Below are 19127 nucleotides of genomic sequence, written 5' to 3'. Positions count from 1 at the left end.
GCCGGCACCTTCTGGGCAGTCGACGCGGCGACACCGAACTCCGCCGACGACTCGACGACCGACGGAACGCGAGCACCCACAGGAGGGGCGGCTCAGTTGAGCGCGTCGAGGACACAAGGGCGGCGACTGCTCACCTATTTCTCCAGGGCGGCCGCCAGGACCTCCGCCAGGTGCCGCCCCCGTACGCCCGCGAGCTGCTCCAACTGCGTCCGGCAGGAGAAGCCGTCGGCCAGGACGACCGCCTCCTGCGGGGCCTCCCGTACCGACGGCAGGAGCCGGTCCTCCGCGCAGGCGGCCGAGACCTCGTAGTGGCCCTCCTCGAAGCCGAAGTTGCCCGCCAGGCCGCAGCAGCCGCCGGCCAGTTCGCCGGTGAGGCCGGCCGCCGCGCGGAGTCGGCGGTCCGGTGCCTCGCCCAGCACCGCGTGCTGGTGGCAGTGGGTCTGGCCGGTGACCGGGCGGTTCAGCACGGGCGGGGTCCAGTCCGGGGCGTGCCGCTCCAGCGCCTCCGCGAAGGTCAGCACCCGCGCGGCGAGCCGCGCCGCGCGGGGGTCGTCGTGCAGCAGCTCCGGCGCGTCCGTGCGCAGGGCCGCCGCGCAGCTCGGTTCCAGGACGACCAGCGGGGCGTCCGTGGCCAGGACCGGCTCCAGGAGGTCGAGGGTGCGGCGCAGCACCGCGCGGGCGCGGTCGAGCTGGCCCGTGGAGATGTACGTCAGGCCGCAGCAGACCCGGCCCCTGCGGACCGTCAGCAGGGACAGGGCCGAGCGGCTGCGGGCGTCGCCCACCGGGCGGTTCCCCGGCCGCAGTGTGGGCGGCAGCACCACCCGCAGGCCCGCCGCCTCCAGCACGCGTACCGCCGCCCGGCCCACCGACGGCGACAGGTGCTCGGTGAACGTGTCCGGCCAGAGGACGACCAGCCTGCCCTCCGCCGAAGGCGCTTCCCTCCGCCGCCACCACCGCGTGAACGTCTCCGCCGCCACCCGGGGGATCTCCCGCTCCCCCGCGATCCCGCCCAGCCGTTTCGCCACGTCCGCGAGCGGTCCCACCGAGGCGAGGGCGTTCACCGCCCCCGCGGCCCGCGTCCGCGCGACCCAGCCCAGCCACACCGGCAGCCACCCCATCGCGTAGTGCGCGGCCGGGCGGCGACGACCCGCGTAGTGGTGGTGCAGGAACTCCGCCTTGTACGTGGCCATGTCGACCTCGACCGGGCAGTCGGACCGGCAGCCCTTGCAGGACAGGCACAGGTCCAGCGCGTCCCGTACCTCCGTGGAGCGCCAGCCGTCGGTCACCAGCTCGCCCGCGAGCATCTCGTGCAGCAGGCGGGCGCGCCCCCGCGTGGAGTGCTGTTCCTCCCCCGTCGCGCGGAACGACGGGCACATCACCGCCGGCCCCGACACGGACGTCGTACGGCACTTGGCGACGCCCACACAACGTCGTACCGCCGCCGAGAAGTCGCCGCCGTCGGCGGGGTAGCCGAAGGCGACGTCGACCGGTTCGCGCGGGAGGACGGAGAAGCGGAGGCCGGCGTCCAGCGGCGCGGGGCGGACCAGCATGCCGGGGTTGAGGAGGTCGTCCGGGTCCCAGACGGCCTTCACGCGTTCGAAGAGGGCGACCGTCTGAGCGCCGTACATGCGCGGCAACAGCTCCGCGCGGGCCTGGCCGTCGCCGTGCTCGCCGGAGAGCGAGCCGCCGTGCGCCACGACCAGATCGGCCAGCTCCTCCGAGAAGCGCCGGAAGCGGGCGACGCCCGGCGCGGTCAGCAGGTCGAAGTCGATACGGACGTGGATGCAGCCGTCCCCGAAGTGCCCGTACGGCGTGCCGCGCAGCCCGTGGTCCGCCATGAGGGCCCGGAAGTCGCGCAGGTACGCGCCGAGCCGGGCGGGCGGCACCGCGCAGTCCTCCCAGCCGGGCCAGGCCTCTGTTCCGTCCGGCATCCTCGTCGCCGTACCGCTCGCGTCCTCCCGGACGCGCCACAGCGCGCGCTGCCGCGCCGGGTCGGTGACCACCAGGGCGTCCACGACGTCCGCCGCGCGGACGATCGTCTCCGCACGCGCGCGTGCCTCCGCCTCCGTGTCCGCACCGGTCTCCACGAACAGCCAGGCCCCGCCGCGCGGGAGGTCCGCGGCGGACGACACAGGCACGAGGTCCGCCGCCATGCCCTCCACCGTCAGCGGGCCGTGCTCCAGCAGCCCCGCCGCCGCCTCCGCGGCCCCGCTCTCGTCCGCGTACGCCAGCACGGCGAGCGCACGCGCGCGTGGAGCCCGTACGAGATCCACGACCGCCTCCGTGAGCACGCCCAGCGTGCCCTCCGATCCGCAGAAGGAGCGGGCGACGTCCGCGCCCCTCTCGGGCAGCAGGGCGTCCACGGCGTAGCCGGAGATACGGCGGGGGAGGTCGGGGAAGGCCGTGCGCAGGCGGGCCAGTTCGCCGTCCACCAGGTCCCGCAGTCCCGCCGGGGCGCCCGCCCAGCCCCGGCCCGGCCGCAACCGGTCCCCGCGCGGGGTGACGACCGCGAGCTCCCGCACGCTGTCGGCCGTCGTGCCCCAGGCCACCGAGTGGGAGCCGCAGGAGTTGTTGCCGATCATGCCGCCGAGGGTGCAGCGGCTGTGGGTGGAGGGGTCCGGGCCGAAGCGCAGGCCGTGCGGGGCGGCGGCCTCCTGGAGGCGGTCGAGGACGAGGCCCGGCTGGACGACGGCCGTGCGCGCCTCGGGGTCGAGGGACAGCAGACGGTTCATGTGGCGGGTGAAGTCGAGCACCACACCGGCGCCGGTCGCCTGCCCCGCGATCGACGTGCCGCCGCCGCGCGGCACCACGGGAACGCCGTACGTCCGGCACACCGACAGCGCCGCCGCCACGTCGTCGGCGTCCCGCGGGGCCACCACACCGATCGGTACCCGGCGGTAGTTGGAGGCGTCCATCGTGGTCAGCGCCCGTGCGGTCGCGGTGAAGTCGACCTCGCCACGCACGGCCGCCCGCAGTCCGGCCAGCAGTTCCCGGTGATCCGTCATGCCCTCAGGATGCCTCCGCGGAGGCCGGGCGCAGGAGACGGCGCCCCCACGTCCCACCGCGTCGCGGAAGACCCCGACACACGCCCGGGATGGGGCGATTGACGAAAACGGAAGCGGAATCTTCCCAAGTCGAACACGAACTCTCATATAGTGACCGCGAGTTGCGCGCAGTTGTCGGCCTCGTTCGAAAGCGACCCCGAAACCGAGTCCGGCATTCCCGTGGAACCGCCCGAGGGCCGCGCAGACACGACGGTGCACGCCCGCGGACTGACCGAGGAAACGACCGAGGACCCTGATTGATGACCTCCCCCCTGCTCCCCGGCGACCGCCCCACCCCCCGCAGCCTGCTGCCCGTCCCGGTGCTCACCGCGGCAGTCACCGCGGTCGCGGTCGTCGCCGCCGCCTTCCTCGTGCCGGACTCCGCGGCCGCCGCCGTCGTGGCGACCGGGGCGATCGCCGCCGTACTGCTGTGCGCGGCCGCCACGGTGGCCACGTACACCGTCCTGTCGGCGCGGGCCGCCCGGGCACGGCTGGACGCCGTCACCCAGGACGTCGGCCGGCTGCTCCAGGAACGCGCCCGGCTGGCGGAGGAGTCCCGCCGCCAGCACGAGCGGCTGACCGGCGAACTCAACCGCGAACGCGCCCGGTTGTCGGCCGAGCTGGACCAGGAGCGCACCCACCTCGCCGAGACCCTGGCCGCGGAACGCGACCGCCTCACCGAGCAGCACGCCGCCGACACCGCCCGCCTGACGCGGGAGCACGCCGACGAGCGGGCCCGGCTCACGGACGACCACACCGCCGCGCTGAAGCGGCTCGCCGAGGAACACGCCGAGAAACTGCGCCTCATCACCGAGGAACACGGCGCCCACACCGCCCGGACGGCCCGCGACCACGCGGAGGAACGCGACCGGCTGACCGAGGAGCGGGACCGGATCGAGGCCGACCGGGACCGGCTCACCGCGGAGATCGCGCGGCTGACCACCCGGCTGCGCGAGGCCGACGGCGCCCGGGCCGCCGCACTGTCCGCGACCGCCAACGCGGCCGGACGCATGCAGGCCCTCTCCACCGGCATGCTCGCCGACCTGCGCGCGATGGAGGAGAAGCACCACGACGAGGAGGTCCTCGCCGACCTGCTCCACCTCGACCACCGCACCGCGCAGGCGGGCAGGCTCGCCGACTCCGTCGCCGTCCTCACCGGCGCCCGCTCCGGCCGCCGCTGGGCCCGGCCCATCGCCATGGAGTCCATCCTGCGCGGCGCCATGGGCCGGATCAGCGGCTACCAGCGCGTCAGGGTCCACTCCGCCAGCGACACCGCGGTCGCCGGACACGCCGCCGAGGGCGTCATGCACGCGCTCGCCGAACTCCTCGACAACGCCGCGAACTTCTCGCCGCCGACCGCCGAGGTCCACGTGTACGTCGAGGAGGTCCCGGCCGGGGTCATCGTCTCCGTCGAGGACAGCGGGCTCGTCATGGGCGAGGCGCAGCTGCGCCGCGCCGAGCGCGCGGTCTCCGGCGAGTCCGCCGGGCTCGGGGGCCTCACCGGCACCCGGCTCGGACTCGGCGTGGTCGGCCGGCTGGCCCGGCGGTACGGGCTCCGGGTCTCCTACCGGCCCTCGGCCCGCGGCGGCACGGGCGTCCTGATGCTCGTCCCGCAGGACATCCTCGTACCGCCGGACGCGCCCACGGCCCCGGCGGCGGGAACCGCGGCGACCGGCGGCACCACCGCGTCGGCGCCCCGCACCACCGCTTCGGCCGGTACCCCGTCCGTCCCCGCGACCCCCGCCTCACTCATCGAGGCACTCGGCTCCGAGGCCCCGAAGGCCCCGGCGGACGAGGCGTCCGGCGGTCTCCCCCAGCGCCGCGACCACCGCGCGGGAACCGCCCCCGACCGGCCGGAACCGGAGACCAGCCACGGCAGCGCGGGTGACAGCGACACCAGCACCGACGCCGGTACCGCCCCGGCGGACCGCCCGACGCCCTCCGGGAGCACCCGCCCCGCCCCCTCCTACGCGGCCTCCCGCGCGGGCGCCGACCTCGACCCCGACCCGGTGCCGACCCACGAGTCCCCGGACCGGACCGCCGACGCCCCGCCCCTCGTACTGCCCCGCCGCCGCCGGGGCCGGACCCTCGCCGAGGCGGAGCGCACGCGTCCGGGCGGCCGTGACACCACGCCCCGGCCCGCCCCGACCGCCGAGGAGACCAAGGCGCGCACCGCCCGCTTCAGCAGCTTCCGCCAGGCCGTCCGCCCGCCCACCCCGGACGACACGGCCGACCCGGACACCGGCACCACCGCCGACCAGACCCCCGAAGCACACCCCACCCCCGCGACCCCGGAAGGCGACACCACCTCATGACCGGCACGACGACCGCCGACGAGAAGCTCACCTGGCTGATAGAGGGCCTGCTGGAGCGAACGCCGGGCGCACGGCACGCGCTCGTGCTCTCCCGTGACGGCCTGAAACTGTGCCGCACCCCGGAGCTGTCCGCCGACCAGGCCGACCAGCTCGCCGCGATCGCCGCCGGCATCCAGTCGCTGTCGCACGGCGCGTCCGTCGAGTTCGGCGACGGCAGCGGCGGCGTGCGCTCGGCGATGACCGAGTTCTACGGCGGTGTGCTGTTCATCGTGGAGGCCGGCGAGGGCGCGCACCTGGCCGTCGTCACCACCGAGGACGCGGACGCCGGGCTCGTCGGGCACAACATGAGCGAGCTCGTCGAGCAGCTCGGCGAGCACCTGACCGCGCAGCCGCGCACCTCATGAGCAGGCCCGGCAGGGACGACTCCCCCGACCGGCTCTACACCCTCACCGGAGGGCGCAGCCGGTCCGGTCCCGACAATCCCTTCGACCTGGTGACCCTGGTCGTCGCCGAGTGCGATCCGGTGCCCGGCATGCAGTCCGAGCACGCGGCGATCCTGCGGCTGACCGAACGCCCCACGGCGGTCGTGGAGATCGCGGCCGAGCTGAAGCTGCCCGTGAGCATCACCCGGATCCTGCTCTCCGACCTGCAGGCGGCGGGCCGGGTCAGCGCCCGTCACCCCCGCAAGGCCGCCGTACCCGACCCCGACATCCTGGAGCAGGTGCTCGTTGGACTCCGCAACCTCTGAGACGCGTACGCCGCTGGGCGCGTCGGCCGACAACGGCCTGAAGATCGTGGTCGTGGGCGGCTTCGGCGCCGGCAAGACGACGATGGTCCGCTCGGTCAGCGAGATCCGTCCCCTCAACACCGAGGAGACGATGACCCAGGCCGGGGAGGCCGTCGACGACACCAGCGGGGTGAGCGGCAAGACCGCGACCACCGTCGCCTTCGACTTCGGCCGCATCACCCTCGACACCCGCAATGTGCTGTACCTGTTCGGGGCGCCGGGCCAGGAACGCTTCTGGTTCCTGTGGGACCGGCTGTTCTCCGGCACGCTCGGCGCGGTCGTCCTGGTCGACACCCGGCGCATCGACGACTCCTGGTACGCCATCGACCGGCTGGAGAAGCACGGCACGCCGTTCATCGTGGCGTGCAACGACTTCGGCGGCGCCACCTTCACCCCCCAGCAGATCCGCGAGGCCCTCGACCTCGACCCGCACGTGCCGCTGGTCAACTGCGACGCACGCTCCCGGGAGTCCAGCAAGATCGTGCTGATCACGCTGGTGGAGCACATCCAGGCCCTGTACGCCGACCCGGCCCGAGCCCCCCGTCAGGAGCTGGTGTGAGTCCCGCCTCCGTCCCCAACGCCGTCCGTTTCCAAGGGTCCCTGCTCCAGGACGACCCGGCCCGCGTGTACCGGGAGATGCGGCGCGAGCACGGCAGCGTCGTCCCGGTGGTGCTGGACGGGGACGCACCGGCGTGGCTGGTGCTCGGCTACCGCGAGCTGCACCAGATCACCGGCGACCCGGTGCTGTTCAGCCGCGACTCCGACCTGTGGAACCAGTGGGAGAACATCCCCGACGACTGGCCGCTGCTGCCGATGATCGGCCGCAAGCAGCCGTCGATCCTCTACACCGTCGGCGAGCGGCACCGTGAGCGGGCCGGGATGCTGGGGAACGCGCTGGAGGCGGTCGACCCGTTCGAACTGCGCGGGTACGCCGAGAAGTTCGCGGACGAGCTGATCGACGGCATCTGCCCCAGGGGCACCGCCGACCTGATCGGCGAGTTCGCGATGCTGCTGCCGGTGCGGGTGCTGGCCCGGCTCTACGGCTTCTCCGACGAGGAGGGCCCGGCCCTGGTCACCGCCCTCAACGACATGATCGACGGGCGGGAGCGGGCGCTGGCGGGCCAGACCCACCTGTTCACGTCGATGACGGAGCTGGTGGCCGCCCGCAAGAGCGCGCCCGCCGAGGACGTCGTGTCCCGGATGCTCGCCGACACCTCGGGCTTCACCGAGGAGGAGATCGGCCAGGACCTGATGGTGATGATGGCGGCCGGGCACCAGCCGACCGCCGACTGGATCGGCAACTCGCTGCACCTGATGCTCACCGACGCCCGGTTCGCCGCCTCCCTCTTCGGGGGCCGCAACAGCATCGCCGAGGCGATGAACGAGGTGCTGTGGGAGGACACGCCGACCCAGAACGTGGCCGCCCGCTGGGCGTCCCGCGACACCCAGCTCGGCGGTCGCCGCGTCCGCGCCGGCGACATGCTGCTGCTCGGTCTCCAGGGCGCCAACTCCGACCCCCAGGTGCGGACCGACGGCTCGGCGCTGACCGGCGGAAACAGCGCGCACTTCTCCTTCGGTCACGGGGAGCACCGCTGTCCGTTCCCGGCGCAGGAGATCGCCGAGGTGATCGCCCGGACCGGCATCGAGGTCGTACTGGACCGGCTGCCGGACATCGACCTCGCGGTGCCGGCCGCGAAGCTGACCCGCCGCCCGTCGCCGTGGCTGCGCGGACTGTCCGAACTCCCGGTCACGTTCACACCCACTCCCGCCCTTGGAGGCTCGCTCGCATGACGGCTGGTACGGACACCATGACGACCGACACCGGACAGACCCGTATCCCCCTCGACCCCTTCGTCTCCGACCTGGACGGGGAGAGCGCGGCGCTGCGGGCCGCCGGGCCGCTGGCCGCCGTGACGCTGCCGGGTGGCGTGCCGGTGTGGGCGGTCACCCACCACGCCGAGGCGAAGAAGCTGCTCACCGACCCGCGCGTGGTGAAGGACATCAACGTCTGGACCGCCTGGCAGCGCGGCGAGATCGCCCCCGACTGGCCGCTGATCGGGCTGGCCAACCCGCCCCGCTCCATGCTCACCGTGGACGGCTCCGACCACCGCCGGCTGCGCACCCTGGTCGCGCAGGCGCTCACCCCGCGCCGGGTGGAGCGGATGCGGGAGCGGATCACCGAGCTGACCGAGGGCCTGCTGAACCAGGTGGCCGCCCAGCCCGGCGACACGGTGGACCTGAAGGCGACGTTCGCCTACCCGCTGCCGATGTACGTCATCGCCGACCTGATGGGTCTCGCGGAGGAGCGGCTGCCGCGCCTGAAGGAACTCTTCGAGAAGTTCTTCTCCACGCAGACCCCGCCCGAGGAGGTCGTCGCGACGCTGACCGAGCTGGCCGGGATCATGGCCGAGACGGTGGCGCACAAGCGTGAGAACCCGGGCGACGACCTGACCTCCGCGCTCATCCAGGCGTCGGAGGACGGCGACAGCCTCACCGACGAGGAGATCGTCGCCACGCTCCAGCTCATGGTGGCGGCCGGCCACGAGACGACGATCTCCCTCATCGTCAACGCGGTGGCCAACCTGTCACTCCACCCCGAGCAGCGGGAACTGGTGCTGTCCGGCGAGGCGGACTGGTCGGCGGTGGTCGAGGAGACGCTGCGGTACGCCACGCCGACGTCCCACGTGCTGATCCGGTTCGCGACCGAGGACATACCGGTGGGCGACAAGGTCCTCCCGGCGGGTGACGCGCTGATCGTGTCGTACGCCGCGATCGGCCGCGACGAGCAGGCGCACGGCCCGACGGCCGGCGACTTCGACATCACCCGCGAGATCACCAACCGGCACATCTCCTTCGGCCACGGCCCGCACGTCTGCCCCGGTGCGGCGCTCTCCCGCCTGGAGGCGGGCGTGGCCCTCCCGGCCCTGTACGCCCGCTTCCCGAAGCTGGACCTGGCGGTCCCGGCGGACGAGCTGCGCAACAAGCCGGTGGTCACCCAGAACGACCTGTTCGAGCTCCCGGTGAAGCTCGGCGGGTGACCGACGCGGGTGGCGGCCGGGCCTCCCCCCGGTCCGCCCGCCACCCGTCCCCCCTCCCCTCCCCCTCCCGTCCACCACCCGTCCACCACCCGTCTCAGCGGACGGACGATGTTTCGCCGGGGTTTCCCGCAGCCGCTAGGCTCCGGTCGTGGCTGATATCCAGATTCCCGCTGACATCAAGCCCGCCGACGGACGTTTCGGCGCGGGTCCCTCCAAGGTGCGGACGGAGGCGCTGGACGCCCTGGCCGCGACCGGCACGTCCCTGCTCGGCACCTCCCACCGCCAGGCCCCGGTGAAGAACCTGGTCGGCAAGGTGCGCGAGGGCATCTCCGAGCTGTTCCGGCTCCCCGACGGCTACGAGGTCGTCCTCGGCAACGGCGGCTCCACCGCGTTCTGGGACGTCGCGACCCACGGCCTGATCGAGAACAAGTCGCAGCACCTCACCTTCGGCGAGTTCAGCTCCAAGTTCGCCAAGGCCGCCAAGCTCGCCCCCTGGCTCGCCGACCCCACGGTCGTCTCCGCCGACCCGGGCACGCACCCCGAGGCGGCCGCCGAAGCCGGCGTGGACGTCTACGCCTTCACCCACAACGAGACCTCCACCGGCGTCGCCATGCCCATCAGGCGCGTCGCCGGCGCCGACGAGGGCTCCCTCGTCCTGGTGGACGCCACCTCCGGCGCGGGCGGCCTCCCGGTCGACATCGCCGAGACGGACGTCTACTACTTCGCCCCGCAGAAGTCCTTCGCCTCCGACGGCGGCCTGTGGATCGGCGTGTTCTCCCCGGCCGCGATCGAGCGCGCCGAGCGGATCCACGCGTCCGGCCGCCACGTCCCGGAGTTCTTCAGTCTCCCCACGGCGATCGACAACTCCCGCAAGAACCAGACGTACAACACCCCGGCGCTGGCCACCCTGTTCCTGCTCAACGAGCAGCTCGAGTGGATCAACGGCCAGGGCGGCCTCGACTGGTCCACGGCCCGCACGAAGGACTCCTCGACCCGCCTGTACGCCTGGGCGGACGAGTCCAAGCACGCCACCCCGTTCGTCACCGACCCGGCCAAGCGCTCCCAGGTCATCGGCACGATCGACTTCACGGACGAGATCGACGCCGCCGCCGTCGCCAAGGTCCTGCGCGCCAACGGCATCGTCGACACCGAGCCCTACCGCAAGCTCGGCCGCAACCAGCTCCGCGTCGCGATGTTCCCGGCGATCGACCCGGCGGACGTCGAGGCCCTGACGAAGTGCGTCGACTACGTCATCGAGCAGCTGTAGCCCGCCATACGCGAGTGAGGGGCGCCCGGTGGACGATCCACCGGGCGCCCCTCGCACATCCCTACGCCCTACTCCTCGACGGACAACTCCTCGGCGTCCGCCGCGCACTAAGGGAGCGGTCGAGCCAGGTCTCCAGCACGTCGAGGTCGGTGCAGTCGTTGATCCGCTGCCGGGCCGTGGGCCGTTGCCTGCCCTTCCCGGCCGAGGAGGCATGCTGGAACGTACCGCCGCCCCGCCCCGCGTCAAAGCCCTGGCGCACCGACGACGACGTGGTACGGCCGTACGTCCTCAGACCTTGATGCTCCTGCGAACGCGGGCGATCACCTGCTGGGCGTCGGGCCCGGAGGCGGCCGACTCCGCGGGGGTGCCCCGGACGCGGTGGCGGTGAGCGGTCGTTCCCTCCACGGTGCGGCTCACGGGAGCATCCCACCACCCAGGTCCGGGCCCCGGCGGACCGGCCCTCCCTGCGCAGTGGTCAGGTAGTACTCCACCGCTGGTTGTCACGGCCGTTGCATTCCCAGAGCACCACCTGGGTGCCGGACGCCCCTCCGAAGAGGTCCAGGCATTTGCCGCTCGACGCGGACAGCAACGATTTTCCTGACAGGCTGAACCGCTGAGCTGCCGACTGGTCACACGGTGCGAGGACCACCGGTGCGCGGTCCTCGGTGCCGGTGACGGTCGCGCAGAGGTCACCCTGCTGGAGTGCCGTGTTGGACCCGGTGTTCCACGACTGGGAGGCTGCGCCGGTGCAGGCCGCGACCACGAGTTCGGACCCCGAACCGGCGCCTGTCAGGCAGTTGCCGGAGGCTTCGACCGCGAGCGCCCTCCCGGGGTCGGGAGCCGAGCCGCCTGCCTGGCCGGTTCCGTCCTTGTCCGGCGCCTTGCTCACGGTGGGGTCCGCGTCGTTCTTCGCCGCCTTGTCCGTGCCCGGTTCCGTTTCCCGGCCGGAGGGCGTGGGGGAGCCGGTGGAAGGAGGCCGAGACGACGCGGTCGCGCTCGCCGAAGCGCTCAAAGACGGCTTCACATCGGGGACTTCAGGTTCGGTCGCATCGGACTGGTACAGCTCGCCCGCGACGTTGGACTGCCGATCGTCCTCCCCCTGGGACCCGCTGATCGTGACGACCGCTCCGGCGATTATCACCGCGACGGCCACGGAGGCGATGGCGATCCACTTCGCGGGTGGGCGGCGTGGACCGGACCGAGGGCTGTCGTCCGGCGCCGCCGCCGGGCCAGTGGCGGATTCGTCGCGGCCGGTGATACGGGCGGGCGGCTCCGGTCGTGCAGTTGCCTTGCCGCCCTCGGTGTCGGCTCGGTGAGCCGTAGCCGCACGGGCGAGAGCGGCACGGGCTGCCGCCAGCTTCGCCGCGTCGTTGACACCGGAAGGCCTGTCCGGTGGTAAGTCCACGCGTCGGTCCTGGCCTGTGTTCCGTTTGGGCAGCTCCGGCATTCTGCCGTACTCCTCGTGCAGGGGTCGAGTGCGCCCGGAACTCGCGTTCCGGGAGAGGGCGAGCGGTGCGGTTGCGGTGGGGCCCGGGCCCGTTCCGGGCCGACTGCGGTCCTCGCGTACTCCGCGAACACCCAATAGATCATTTCCTGATCATCGTTGCCAGTTTAAGCACATTGGTGACGGAATCCTGCCCGTGTCCGACGAAGGCAGCGGCGGCGTCGCACGGTGAACCAGCGTGCCGGGAAGCGCCGTTCACCCCGGGAGGGACCTTCGGCTGTCCGCCGGGCTGCGCGCGCCCCGGTGTGGCGCCGGTGTGTGTGACGACAGTGCGGACTTCACGGGGCTGCTCGACAACAACCCGGTCCGAGTGTCGGACCTCGATCACCGCGGTGACTTGTCGGAAGTCGGGCCCCACCAGAAGTGGGTGGCTCCGGTGGAGTGGGACAACCGCGTCTCTTCGTATCGGCAGCGTCGACGAGACCTACAAGAGCGAGGCCGGCCGCGACATCCTCGCCGAGCCCGCCCTCCTGCTTCTCGGACGCCGAGAAACAGGAGGGCGTTCTTCATGTCCGAAGCACTCCCGAAAATCCGAAGCTCACCGGCTGAGCTTCTGGAAACGGCGTACCGCGAGCGGCAGGAAGACCGCCGTCAGCACGAGCGGCCACACCCCCGCCATCAGCAGCGCGTGCTGCTCGACCCAGGAGTCGCCGCCGCCGACCGGCGTGCCGAACAGGTCGCGGGCCGCGGCGGCCGTGGAGGAGATCGGGTTCCAGGCCGCCACCCAGCCCAGCCAGTCCGGCATGAGCTGCGGGGCGACGAAGATGCTGGAGATCATCGTCAGCGGGAACGCGACCGCGAACAGCCCGCCCGCGGCCTCCGGGTTGGGCACCAGCAGCCCCAGCCAGACCCCGATCCAGATCAGCGCGAACCGCAGCCACAGCAGCAGCCCGAACGCCGCCAGGAAGCCCCAGCCGCCGTCCGGCCGCCAGCCCATGGCCAGCGCGGTCAGCATCATGATGGCCAGCTCGGCGCAGGCGACGACCAGATCGGTCACCCCGCGCCCGGCCACCACCGCGGACGACGCCATCGGCATGGAGCGGAACCGGTCGATGACCCCCTTGGTGGAGTCGTAGACGACGACGGTCGCGGTGTTGATGAAGCCGAACGCCATGGTCATCACGAACATGCCCGGCATCAGGAAGTCCTTGTAGTCCCCGCCGCCGGGCACGGTCATCGCGCTGCCGAAGACATAGCCGTAGAGGAGGACCGACAGGATCGGGAAGCCGAGCTGCCAGGCGATGTTGACGGGCTGGCGCCGGTAGTGGGTGAGGCCGCGGCGGACGATGTTCCAGCAGTCCGCGAGCATCCAGTACGTACGGCCGTGCTCGGCCGGTGCGGTCAGTTGGGCCGCGCTCATGCCGCCGCCTCCTTCTCCGTGCGGTGTCCGGTCAGGCGCAGGAACACGTCGTCGAGGCTGGGCCTGCGCAGTCCGAGGTCCTCCACCCGTACGCCCTCGTCCTGAAGGGTGCGCGCCACTTCGGTGAGCGCGGCCACCCGGTCGGTCACGGGCGCGTGCACCCGCAACTCGGTGTCGTCCGACTCGGGTTCGCCCTCGGCGACCCGCGCGACCACCTTCACCGCGCGCGGGATGTCGGAGCGCTCGGCGACCACGACCTCGATACGGTCGCCGCCGACCAGGTTCTTCAGCCCGTCCGGGCTGTCGTCGGCGATGGCCCGCCCCTGGTCGATGACGGTGATCCGGGAGGCCAGCTTGTCGGCCTCCTCCAGGTACTGCGTGGTCAGCAGCACGGTCGTACCGTCCGCCACCAACGCCCGCACAGAATCCCAGACTTCGCCGCGACTACGGGGGTCGAGTCCCGTGGTCGGCTCGTCCAGGAAGAGCACGGCCGGGGCGAGGATCATCGAAGCGGCGAGGTCGAGACGCCGGCGCATGCCGCCGCTGTAACCGCCCACGCCCTTGTCGGCGGCGTCGGCCAGGTCGAACCGCTCCAGCAGCTCGACCGCCCGCGCCTTGGCCCGTTCGCCGCCGAGGTGGAACAGCCTGCCGAACATCTCCAGGTTCTGCCGCCCGGTGAGCACCTCGTCCACCGCCGCGTACTGCCCGGTGAGCCCGATCCGCGCCCGCACCTCGCGCGCCCGCCGGGTGACATCGAGCCCCGCGACCGTGGCGCGGCCGCCGTCGAGCCGGATCAGCGTCGACAGGATGCGTACGGCGGTGGTCTTGCCGGCGCCGTTCGGTCCGAGGAGTCCGTGCACCGTGCCCTCGCGGACGGCGAGGTCGAAGCCGTCGAGGGCGCGCTTCTCGCCGTAGCGCTTCTCCAGGCCCTCCGCCCGGACCGCGTAGCCGTCGTTCATGAGTCCCCCTTCCAAGAACCGAGTACACCGTACCCGATTGCGCGTACACCGTACCCAGTTTTTGTGGGCGGTTTTAAACTGCCCTCATGAGCAGCGGTTCGGGCGGTACGGAGACCAGTGGCGGCGGCGACATCGCCCGCACCCTCGACCTGTTGTGGGACACCGGCCCGCGGCCCAGCCGGGGGCCGAAGCCGGGGCTGACGCTGGACCGCATCGTGGAGACCGCCGTCGGGGTCGCGGACCGGGACGGGCTGGGCGCGCTGTCGATGCGCCGGATCGCCACGGAACTCGGCACCGGCACGATGTCCCTGTACCGCTACGTCCCCGGCAAGGCCGAGCTGCTCGACCTGATGCTGGACCGGGTGCAGCGGCCCTCGGAGGACCCCGCGGACCTCGGCGACGGCGGCTGGCGCGCGGCGCTGGAGGCCCTCGGCCACGCCACCCTCGCCCTGTACCGCCGGCACCCGTGGCTGATGGAGGTCAACCAGTCCCGCCCGATCCTCGGCCCGGGCGCGCTGGACGGCATGGAGAAGGTGCTCTCCCGGATCAAGCCGATGGGCCTGTCCGACCCCGAGCTGCTGTCGGCGATCATCATGATCGACGGATACGTGGTCGGGGCCGCCCGGACCCAGCTCTACCAGGAGCAGGCCGAGCGCGGCTCCGGGCTGACGGACGCGCAGTTCTGGGAGGCGCAGCGGCCGGCCCTGGAGAAGGCCATGCTCAGCGGGCGCTACCCCGTCCTGGCCGGACTGTCCGAGGACACCTTCGGCACCGGCTTCGACCACTTCGAGTTCGGTTTGCAGCGCATCCTGGACGGTCTTGAGGTGTTCGTCGCCGGGCGGGCCCCGGAGGGGCAGGGCGGCGGATCGGGCGGCTGATCAGCGGTTGCGGCGCCGCAGCAGCCGGAAGAGGAGCACGCAGAGGAGGGCCGCCGCGGCGGCGGCACCGACCTTGACGTTGCCGCCGGTGCCGTCGGCGGCGGCGGCGCCGCTCTCGCTCTTCTCGCCCTCGGCGCCCGCACCCGGCTCTCCGTCGGGCCCTGGCGCGTCCTCGGCCTTGACGGGGCTCTCGACGCCTTCCATGCCGAGCAGCAGCTTCCTGCCGTCGGTGGTGTAGGTGGCGGACTCGCCCTGCCCCAGCGGCACGCTGATCCGCCCCCCGCGCCGGATCTCGCCGCCGTTCCAGTCGTACCAGATGCCTCCGAGGTAGCCGCGCACGGCGAGCCGTTCGCCGTCCGGGGAGAACGCTGCGTCGGTGGCCCAGAGGTCGACGGGGACGGTGGGCCGGAAGACGTTCGTTCCGGAGGCGGAGAGCTTCGCCGGACCCTCGTACAGGTGTCCGCCGTCCTCGTTCTTGTCGATGATGTAGACCCGCCCGGTCTTCGGGTGGACGACCATCGACTCCGCGTCGCGGGCACCGTCCGCGTACTTCACGACGTACTGCGTCGCCCGGACCGTCTGGTCCTTCAGCTCCGTCGGCTCGGGCAGCTCGTAGATCCACACGTGGGGCCAGGTACCGCCGAGGTTGTCCCCGATGTCACCGACGAAGATCCGGTTGTCCGGCCCGACGGCGATCGCCTCGACGTCACGGGGCGTGCCGACGCCGGAGAGCGCGACGCGTGCGACCGTCTCGCCGGTGCCGCCGTCGACGGCGTACAGGTAGGGCCCGTCGTCCTGGTCGTTGTGGGTCCAGTAGACGCCGGGGTGGAGGCGGGAGGCGGCGAGTCCGCTGGACTCGGTGATGCGCGGGTCCTTGATGGTGAAGCCCTCGTCGCCGTCGACTGCGGAGGCGGCGGGCACGGCGAGCGCGCCCGCGAGGAGGGTCGCGGCGATCAGGGAGAAGGGTCGGCGCATGTGCCAAGAGTGCCATTGTTCAGCGCACTTCACCGGGTCCCGGCGAGGACGCCCCGGTGTTCACGCCGGGGAGGGATCGGCTCTCCTGGCTGCGACACAGTGCGTCACCGCGTCTGTCCTGCCGGGCGCGGAGTGCCCGTGTGGTTGCCCGGTGGAGCCGGGGAATGCGAACGACTGTCCCGTGAATCGCTTGCTCGGGTGGTCGCCGGGTGAACTGCGATTGTGTGTGCGGTGCTCGGACCAGGGTCCGATGCCATGAAGCTGGTGGTCCAGGTGAAACTGCTGCCGACGCCCGAGCAGGTGTCGGCCTTGGAGGCGACTCTGCGTGCCTGTAACCGGGCCGCCACCTATGCCTCCGGTGTCGCTTTCGCCAAGGGCCTCAAGGACCGCAACGGCCTGCAGAAGGAGGTCTACGCGGACTTGAAGGCCACCTTCGGACTGTCCGCGCAGCCCGCGGTCCGGGTGGTGAAGAAAGTCGTCGACGCCTACGCAACCCTGCAGTCCGGTCTGCGGGCCGGGAGGCTGGGCCCAGCCACCTCCAAGCGGTACCGCAGGGCGGTCGGTACGCCGGTCGCTTTCCGACTCGAGGCGGCCCAGCCGTTCGACGACCGCTGCCTGTCCTGGCAGTACGACGCGCGCACGGTGTCGATCTGGACCGTGGACGGGCGGATGAAGGGTCTCCGGTTCACCTGCTCGCCCGAGCAACTCAAGACGATCGCGGAGCACCGCAAGGGGGAGAGCGACCTGGCCCAGCGAGGCGGGACATGGTTCCTGGTCGCCACCTGTGACATTCCCGAACCGGAGGTGTACGAGCCGGTCGACTGGATCGGGGTGGACCGGGGGATCGTGAACCTGGCCACCACCTCCGACGGCGCGAACTACCAGGGCCGCAGCCTGTCCCGGTACCGGCACTGGCAGGCCCGCAAACGCACCGAACTCCAGAAGAGGAACACCCGCTCCGCCACCCGCCGCCTGGCCCGCCGGGCACAGAAGGAGAAACGCCATGCCACCCACGTGAACCACAAGATCAGCAAGGAGATCGTGTCCGTCGCGCAACGCACCGCGCGTGGTATCGCCGTCGAGGAACTCGGCGGGATCCGTGAGCGGGTACGGCTTCGCCGCGACCAGCGGGGCACCCTCTCCTCCTGGCCGTTCCACCAGCTCGGGTAGCACCTCGCCTACAAGGCCAAGAAGGCCGGGGTGCCGTTTTTGGAGGTGGACGCGCGTCATACCTCGCAGCGCTGTCCGCGCTGCCGGCACACCGAGCGGGCCAACCGGCCCGACCGGGACCGGTTTCGCTGTCGTCGGTGCGGCCTCGCTGGGCCGGCCGATGTCGTCGCCGGGGTCAACGTGCGTGACCGCGCACGCCCGGCGTGGGTGTTTGTCACCGCACCCGCACCCGCGCCCTGAACCCAGGGAGCCGGGTGGATGCGCCCCGTGACCGCCCTGCCGTAGGGGGCAGTCGGGAGCGCGACGAGGTGTGAACGACCGAGTGCACAAGCTCAGCCGCTCACGGCCGAGAAGGTGACGGTAGGTGTCCGGACTCACATCGCGACGGATCGCGGCGGCCGGACCGATCGTCCATGATGACCGGGTGCTCAGGTTCATGCCCGTAGGTGACTCGATGACGATCGGGAGCGCGGGTGAACACACCTGGCGTTACCGGCTGTGGCAGCACCTGTGCACGGCGTACGGCGGTCCCTTCACGCTGGTCGGCCCGCGCGAGACGCTGCACGACCCGGTGGCGGACGCCCCCACCTCGTACGCGTACGCCGATCCCGACTTCCCGCGCGCCCACCTGGCCGGCTGGGGCGAGGGCTGGCAGCACATGGCCCCGCTGATCGGCGAGACCGTGCGCTCCTGCCGCGCGGATGTGCTGCTGGTGTCGCTGGGCCTGATCGACCTGGGCTTCTACACGAACGCCGAGCAGACGGCGGAGAACGTCCGCGCCTTCGTCGCCGGGGCGAGGGCGGCGAACCCGCGCGTCCGCGTGGCCGTCATGCCGGTGGTCCGCAACGTCCGGGTGGAAGCGGACCCGACCTTCGCCGAACAGGTCGCCCACTTCAACGAACTCCTGGCGAAGACCGTCGCCGACCTGGACGATCCGGGCTCACCACTGCTGCTGGTCCCGCCGCCGGCGTCGTACGACTTCCGCACGGACACGTACGACGGCACGCATCCCAACGAGAGCGGCGAGCACAGGATCGCGGGGGCGTTCGCGGAGGCGATGTGGCGGGGGTGGGGGCTGGGCGGGCCGTACGGGGCGGCGTAGCGGCCGGGGAGTTCTGGCATATGCGCTCCGCCCTGTGTCCTCCTCACCGTGCGTATCGTTGTACCGCGCGGCCGCACTCGTCCGTGGGGCGGCCGGGGAGGAGCGCCACGATGACCGTCCTTGAAGACAGGATCGCCATGGCCGACGTCAACACTCAGCGCTTGGACGAGTGGTTCGAGCGCCTGGAGCGGATGCCCGTCCCCGAAGGATTCAGGGTCGAGATCGTCGGGGGCAACGTCTACATGACACCGCAGCGTGACACCCATTGGGCCATCATCTTCAAGCTCGCCATGGCTGTTGAAGCCCGGTTCGGGGAGGACGTCAAGGTGTTCTCGGATGTCCGCATCGACTTCCCCGGCCACGAGAACGGTCTCTGCCCGGACGTCGCCGTACTCCGCGCCTCCGCCGAGAAGGACGACGAGGGCCACTGGCGGTACGAGGACGTCGAGTTCGTCTTCGAGGTCATCTCCGAGGGCACGGCCGCCAACGACTACGGCCCGAAGAAGGCCGCCTACGCGACCGCCGAGGTCCCTCTCTACGTCATCGCCGACCCCTACCAGGGCCGCTGCTACGTCTACACCGACCCGAAGAACGGCGACTACGTCACGAGGACGCGGGTGGACTTCGGTGACGACATCGATCTGACCGGCACCGTGGCCGACCTGACCGTGAGCACCAGCAACTTCCCCCGGGACCGGTCCCCTCTTGCATAGAGCGCACTCCAAGCC

General features: G+C 72.2%; 17 protein-coding genes and 1 pseudogene. 12 read left to right on the top strand and 6 right to left on the bottom strand.

Annotated features, from left to right (window positions below):
* Positions 1-134: 134 nt before the first annotated feature.
* Complete coding sequence (locus tag AMK33_RS21145; protein WP_073934448.1) at positions 135-3005, bottom strand: FAD-binding and (Fe-S)-binding domain-containing protein; 2871 nt, start codon at positions 3003-3005, stop codon at positions 135-137.
* 299 nt (positions 3006-3304) lie between these two features.
* Between AMK33_RS21145 and AMK33_RS21140 the strand changes: the two genes are divergently transcribed.
* The 7 genes from AMK33_RS21140 to serC all read left to right on the top strand — a co-directional run bounded on the left by AMK33_RS21140 (position 3305) and on the right by serC (position 10451).
* Positions 3305-5359: an ATP-binding protein gene (locus AMK33_RS21140; protein WP_073934447.1), complete on the top strand. Its 2055-nt coding sequence runs from the start codon at positions 3305-3307 to the stop codon at positions 5357-5359.
* On the top strand, positions 5356-5763 hold the full coding sequence (locus AMK33_RS21135; protein ID WP_073934446.1) for a roadblock/LC7 domain-containing protein: 408 nt from the start codon (positions 5356-5358) through the stop codon (positions 5761-5763). The genes AMK33_RS21140 and AMK33_RS21135 overlap by 4 nt, the downstream gene beginning before the upstream one ends.
* Positions 5760-6107 carry a DUF742 domain-containing protein gene (locus AMK33_RS21130; protein ID WP_030835307.1) on the top strand — a complete coding sequence of 116 codons (348 nt, stop codon included), beginning with the start codon at positions 5760-5762 and terminating at the stop codon, positions 6105-6107. Before AMK33_RS21135 ends, AMK33_RS21130 begins: the two co-directional genes overlap by 4 nt.
* Complete coding sequence (locus tag AMK33_RS21125; RefSeq protein ID WP_073934445.1) at positions 6088-6705, top strand: GTP-binding protein; 618 nt, start codon at positions 6088-6090, stop codon at positions 6703-6705. The genes AMK33_RS21130 and AMK33_RS21125 overlap by 20 nt, the downstream gene beginning before the upstream one ends.
* Positions 6702-7937 (top strand): cytochrome P450, encoded by a 1236-nt coding sequence (locus tag AMK33_RS21120; RefSeq protein ID WP_073934444.1) that lies wholly within the window; start codon positions 6702-6704, stop codon positions 7935-7937. The genes AMK33_RS21125 and AMK33_RS21120 overlap by 4 nt, the downstream gene beginning before the upstream one ends.
* Positions 7934-9184, top strand: a complete 1251-nt coding sequence (locus AMK33_RS21115; RefSeq protein ID WP_201263057.1) for a cytochrome P450 family protein — start codon at positions 7934-7936, stop codon at positions 9182-9184. The genes AMK33_RS21120 and AMK33_RS21115 overlap by 4 nt, the downstream gene beginning before the upstream one ends.
* A gap of 148 nt (positions 9185-9332) precedes the next feature.
* On the top strand, positions 9333-10451 hold the full coding sequence (gene serC, locus AMK33_RS21110) for a phosphoserine transaminase (RefSeq protein WP_073934442.1): 1119 nt from the start codon (positions 9333-9335) through the stop codon (positions 10449-10451).
* Positions 10452-10739: 288 nt separating this feature from the next.
* On the opposite strand, the gene AMK33_RS44730 is transcribed toward serC, so the two are convergent.
* The 4 genes from AMK33_RS44730 to AMK33_RS21095 all read right to left on the bottom strand — a co-directional run bounded on the left by AMK33_RS44730 (position 10740) and on the right by AMK33_RS21095 (position 14274).
* Entirely contained in the window at positions 10740-10868 is a 129-nt protein-coding gene (locus AMK33_RS44730) for a hypothetical protein (RefSeq protein WP_268817376.1), read from the bottom strand.
* A gap of 58 nt (positions 10869-10926) precedes the next feature.
* Complete coding sequence (locus AMK33_RS21105; RefSeq protein WP_073934441.1) at positions 10927-11604, bottom strand: ricin-type beta-trefoil lectin domain protein; 678 nt, start codon at positions 11602-11604, stop codon at positions 10927-10929.
* Positions 11605-12493: 889 nt separating this feature from the next.
* On the bottom strand, positions 12494-13315 hold the full coding sequence (locus AMK33_RS21100) for an ABC transporter permease (protein WP_073934440.1): 822 nt from the start codon (positions 13313-13315) through the stop codon (positions 12494-12496).
* Complete coding sequence (locus tag AMK33_RS21095) at positions 13312-14274, bottom strand: ATP-binding cassette domain-containing protein (protein ID WP_073934439.1); 963 nt, start codon at positions 14272-14274, stop codon at positions 13312-13314. Before AMK33_RS21095 ends, AMK33_RS21100 begins: the two co-directional genes overlap by 4 nt.
* Before the next feature lie 86 nt (positions 14275-14360).
* On the opposite strand from AMK33_RS21095, the gene AMK33_RS21090 reads away from it, so the two are divergent.
* A complete protein-coding gene (locus AMK33_RS21090; RefSeq protein WP_073934438.1) occupies positions 14361-15152 on the top strand; it encodes a TetR/AcrR family transcriptional regulator in 792 nt (263 codons plus the stop codon).
* Here the strand turns inward: AMK33_RS21090 and AMK33_RS21085 are convergent, their stop codons facing one another.
* Complete coding sequence (locus tag AMK33_RS21085) at positions 15153-16127, bottom strand: hypothetical protein (RefSeq protein ID WP_073934437.1); 975 nt, start codon at positions 16125-16127, stop codon at positions 15153-15155.
* A 255-nt stretch (positions 16128-16382) separates the two neighbouring features.
* Between AMK33_RS21085 and AMK33_RS21080 the strand changes: the two genes are divergently transcribed.
* The 4 genes and pseudogenes from AMK33_RS21080 to AMK33_RS21070 all read left to right on the top strand — a co-directional run bounded on the left by AMK33_RS21080 (position 16383) and on the right by AMK33_RS21070 (position 19112).
* The gene (locus AMK33_RS21080; RefSeq protein ID WP_235618153.1) at positions 16383-17297 is read left to right on the top strand and encodes a transposase; all 915 of its coding nucleotides are present in this window, start codon (positions 16383-16385) and stop codon (positions 17295-17297) included.
* A 15-nt stretch (positions 17298-17312) separates the two neighbouring features.
* Positions 17313-17537: pseudogene (locus AMK33_RS43900) on the top strand (zinc ribbon domain-containing protein); the annotation flags it as partial.
* Between the two features lie 184 nt (positions 17538-17721).
* The gene (locus AMK33_RS21075) at positions 17722-18399 is read left to right on the top strand and encodes an SGNH/GDSL hydrolase family protein (protein WP_073934555.1); all 678 of its coding nucleotides are present in this window, start codon (positions 17722-17724) and stop codon (positions 18397-18399) included.
* Positions 18400-18509: 110 nt separating this feature from the next.
* Positions 18510-19112 (top strand): Uma2 family endonuclease, encoded by a 603-nt coding sequence (locus tag AMK33_RS21070; protein ID WP_073934436.1) that lies wholly within the window; start codon positions 18510-18512, stop codon positions 19110-19112.
* Positions 19113-19127: the final 15 nt, after the last annotated feature.

It is taken from the genome of Streptomyces sp. CB02400, assembly GCF_001905725.1.
GTDB lineage: Bacteria > Actinomycetota > Actinomycetes > Streptomycetales > Streptomycetaceae > Streptomyces > Streptomyces atrovirens.
This window is presented reverse-complemented; position numbering and strand designations above follow the sequence as displayed.

Coding starts and splice junctions, on each gene's coding strand:
- AMK33_RS21145 (WP_073934448.1), bottom strand. CDS start 3,005: ATGACGGATCACCGGGAACTGCTGGCCGGACTGCGGGCGGCCGTGCGT.
- AMK33_RS21140 (WP_073934447.1), top strand. CDS start 3,305: ATGACCTCCCCCCTGCTCCCCGGCGACCGCCCCACCCCCCGCAGCCTG.
- AMK33_RS21135 (WP_073934446.1), top strand. CDS start 5,356: ATGACCGGCACGACGACCGCCGACGAGAAGCTCACCTGGCTGATAGAG.
- AMK33_RS21130 (WP_030835307.1), top strand. CDS start 5,760: ATGAGCAGGCCCGGCAGGGACGACTCCCCCGACCGGCTCTACACCCTC.
- AMK33_RS21115 (WP_201263057.1), top strand. CDS start 7,934: ATGACGGCTGGTACGGACACCATGACGACCGACACCGGACAGACCCGT.
- AMK33_RS21100 (WP_073934440.1), bottom strand. CDS start 13,315: ATGAGCGCGGCCCAACTGACCGCACCGGCCGAGCACGGCCGTACGTAC.
- AMK33_RS21095 (WP_073934439.1), bottom strand. CDS start 14,274: ATGAACGACGGCTACGCGGTCCGGGCGGAGGGCCTGGAGAAGCGCTAC.
- AMK33_RS21090 (WP_073934438.1), top strand. CDS start 14,361: ATGAGCAGCGGTTCGGGCGGTACGGAGACCAGTGGCGGCGGCGACATC.
- AMK33_RS21085 (WP_073934437.1), bottom strand. CDS start 16,127: ATGCGCCGACCCTTCTCCCTGATCGCCGCGACCCTCCTCGCGGGCGCG.
- AMK33_RS21080 (WP_235618153.1), top strand. CDS start 16,383: ATGAAGCTGGTGGTCCAGGTGAAACTGCTGCCGACGCCCGAGCAGGTG.
- AMK33_RS21070 (WP_073934436.1), top strand. CDS start 18,510: ATGACCGTCCTTGAAGACAGGATCGCCATGGCCGACGTCAACACTCAG.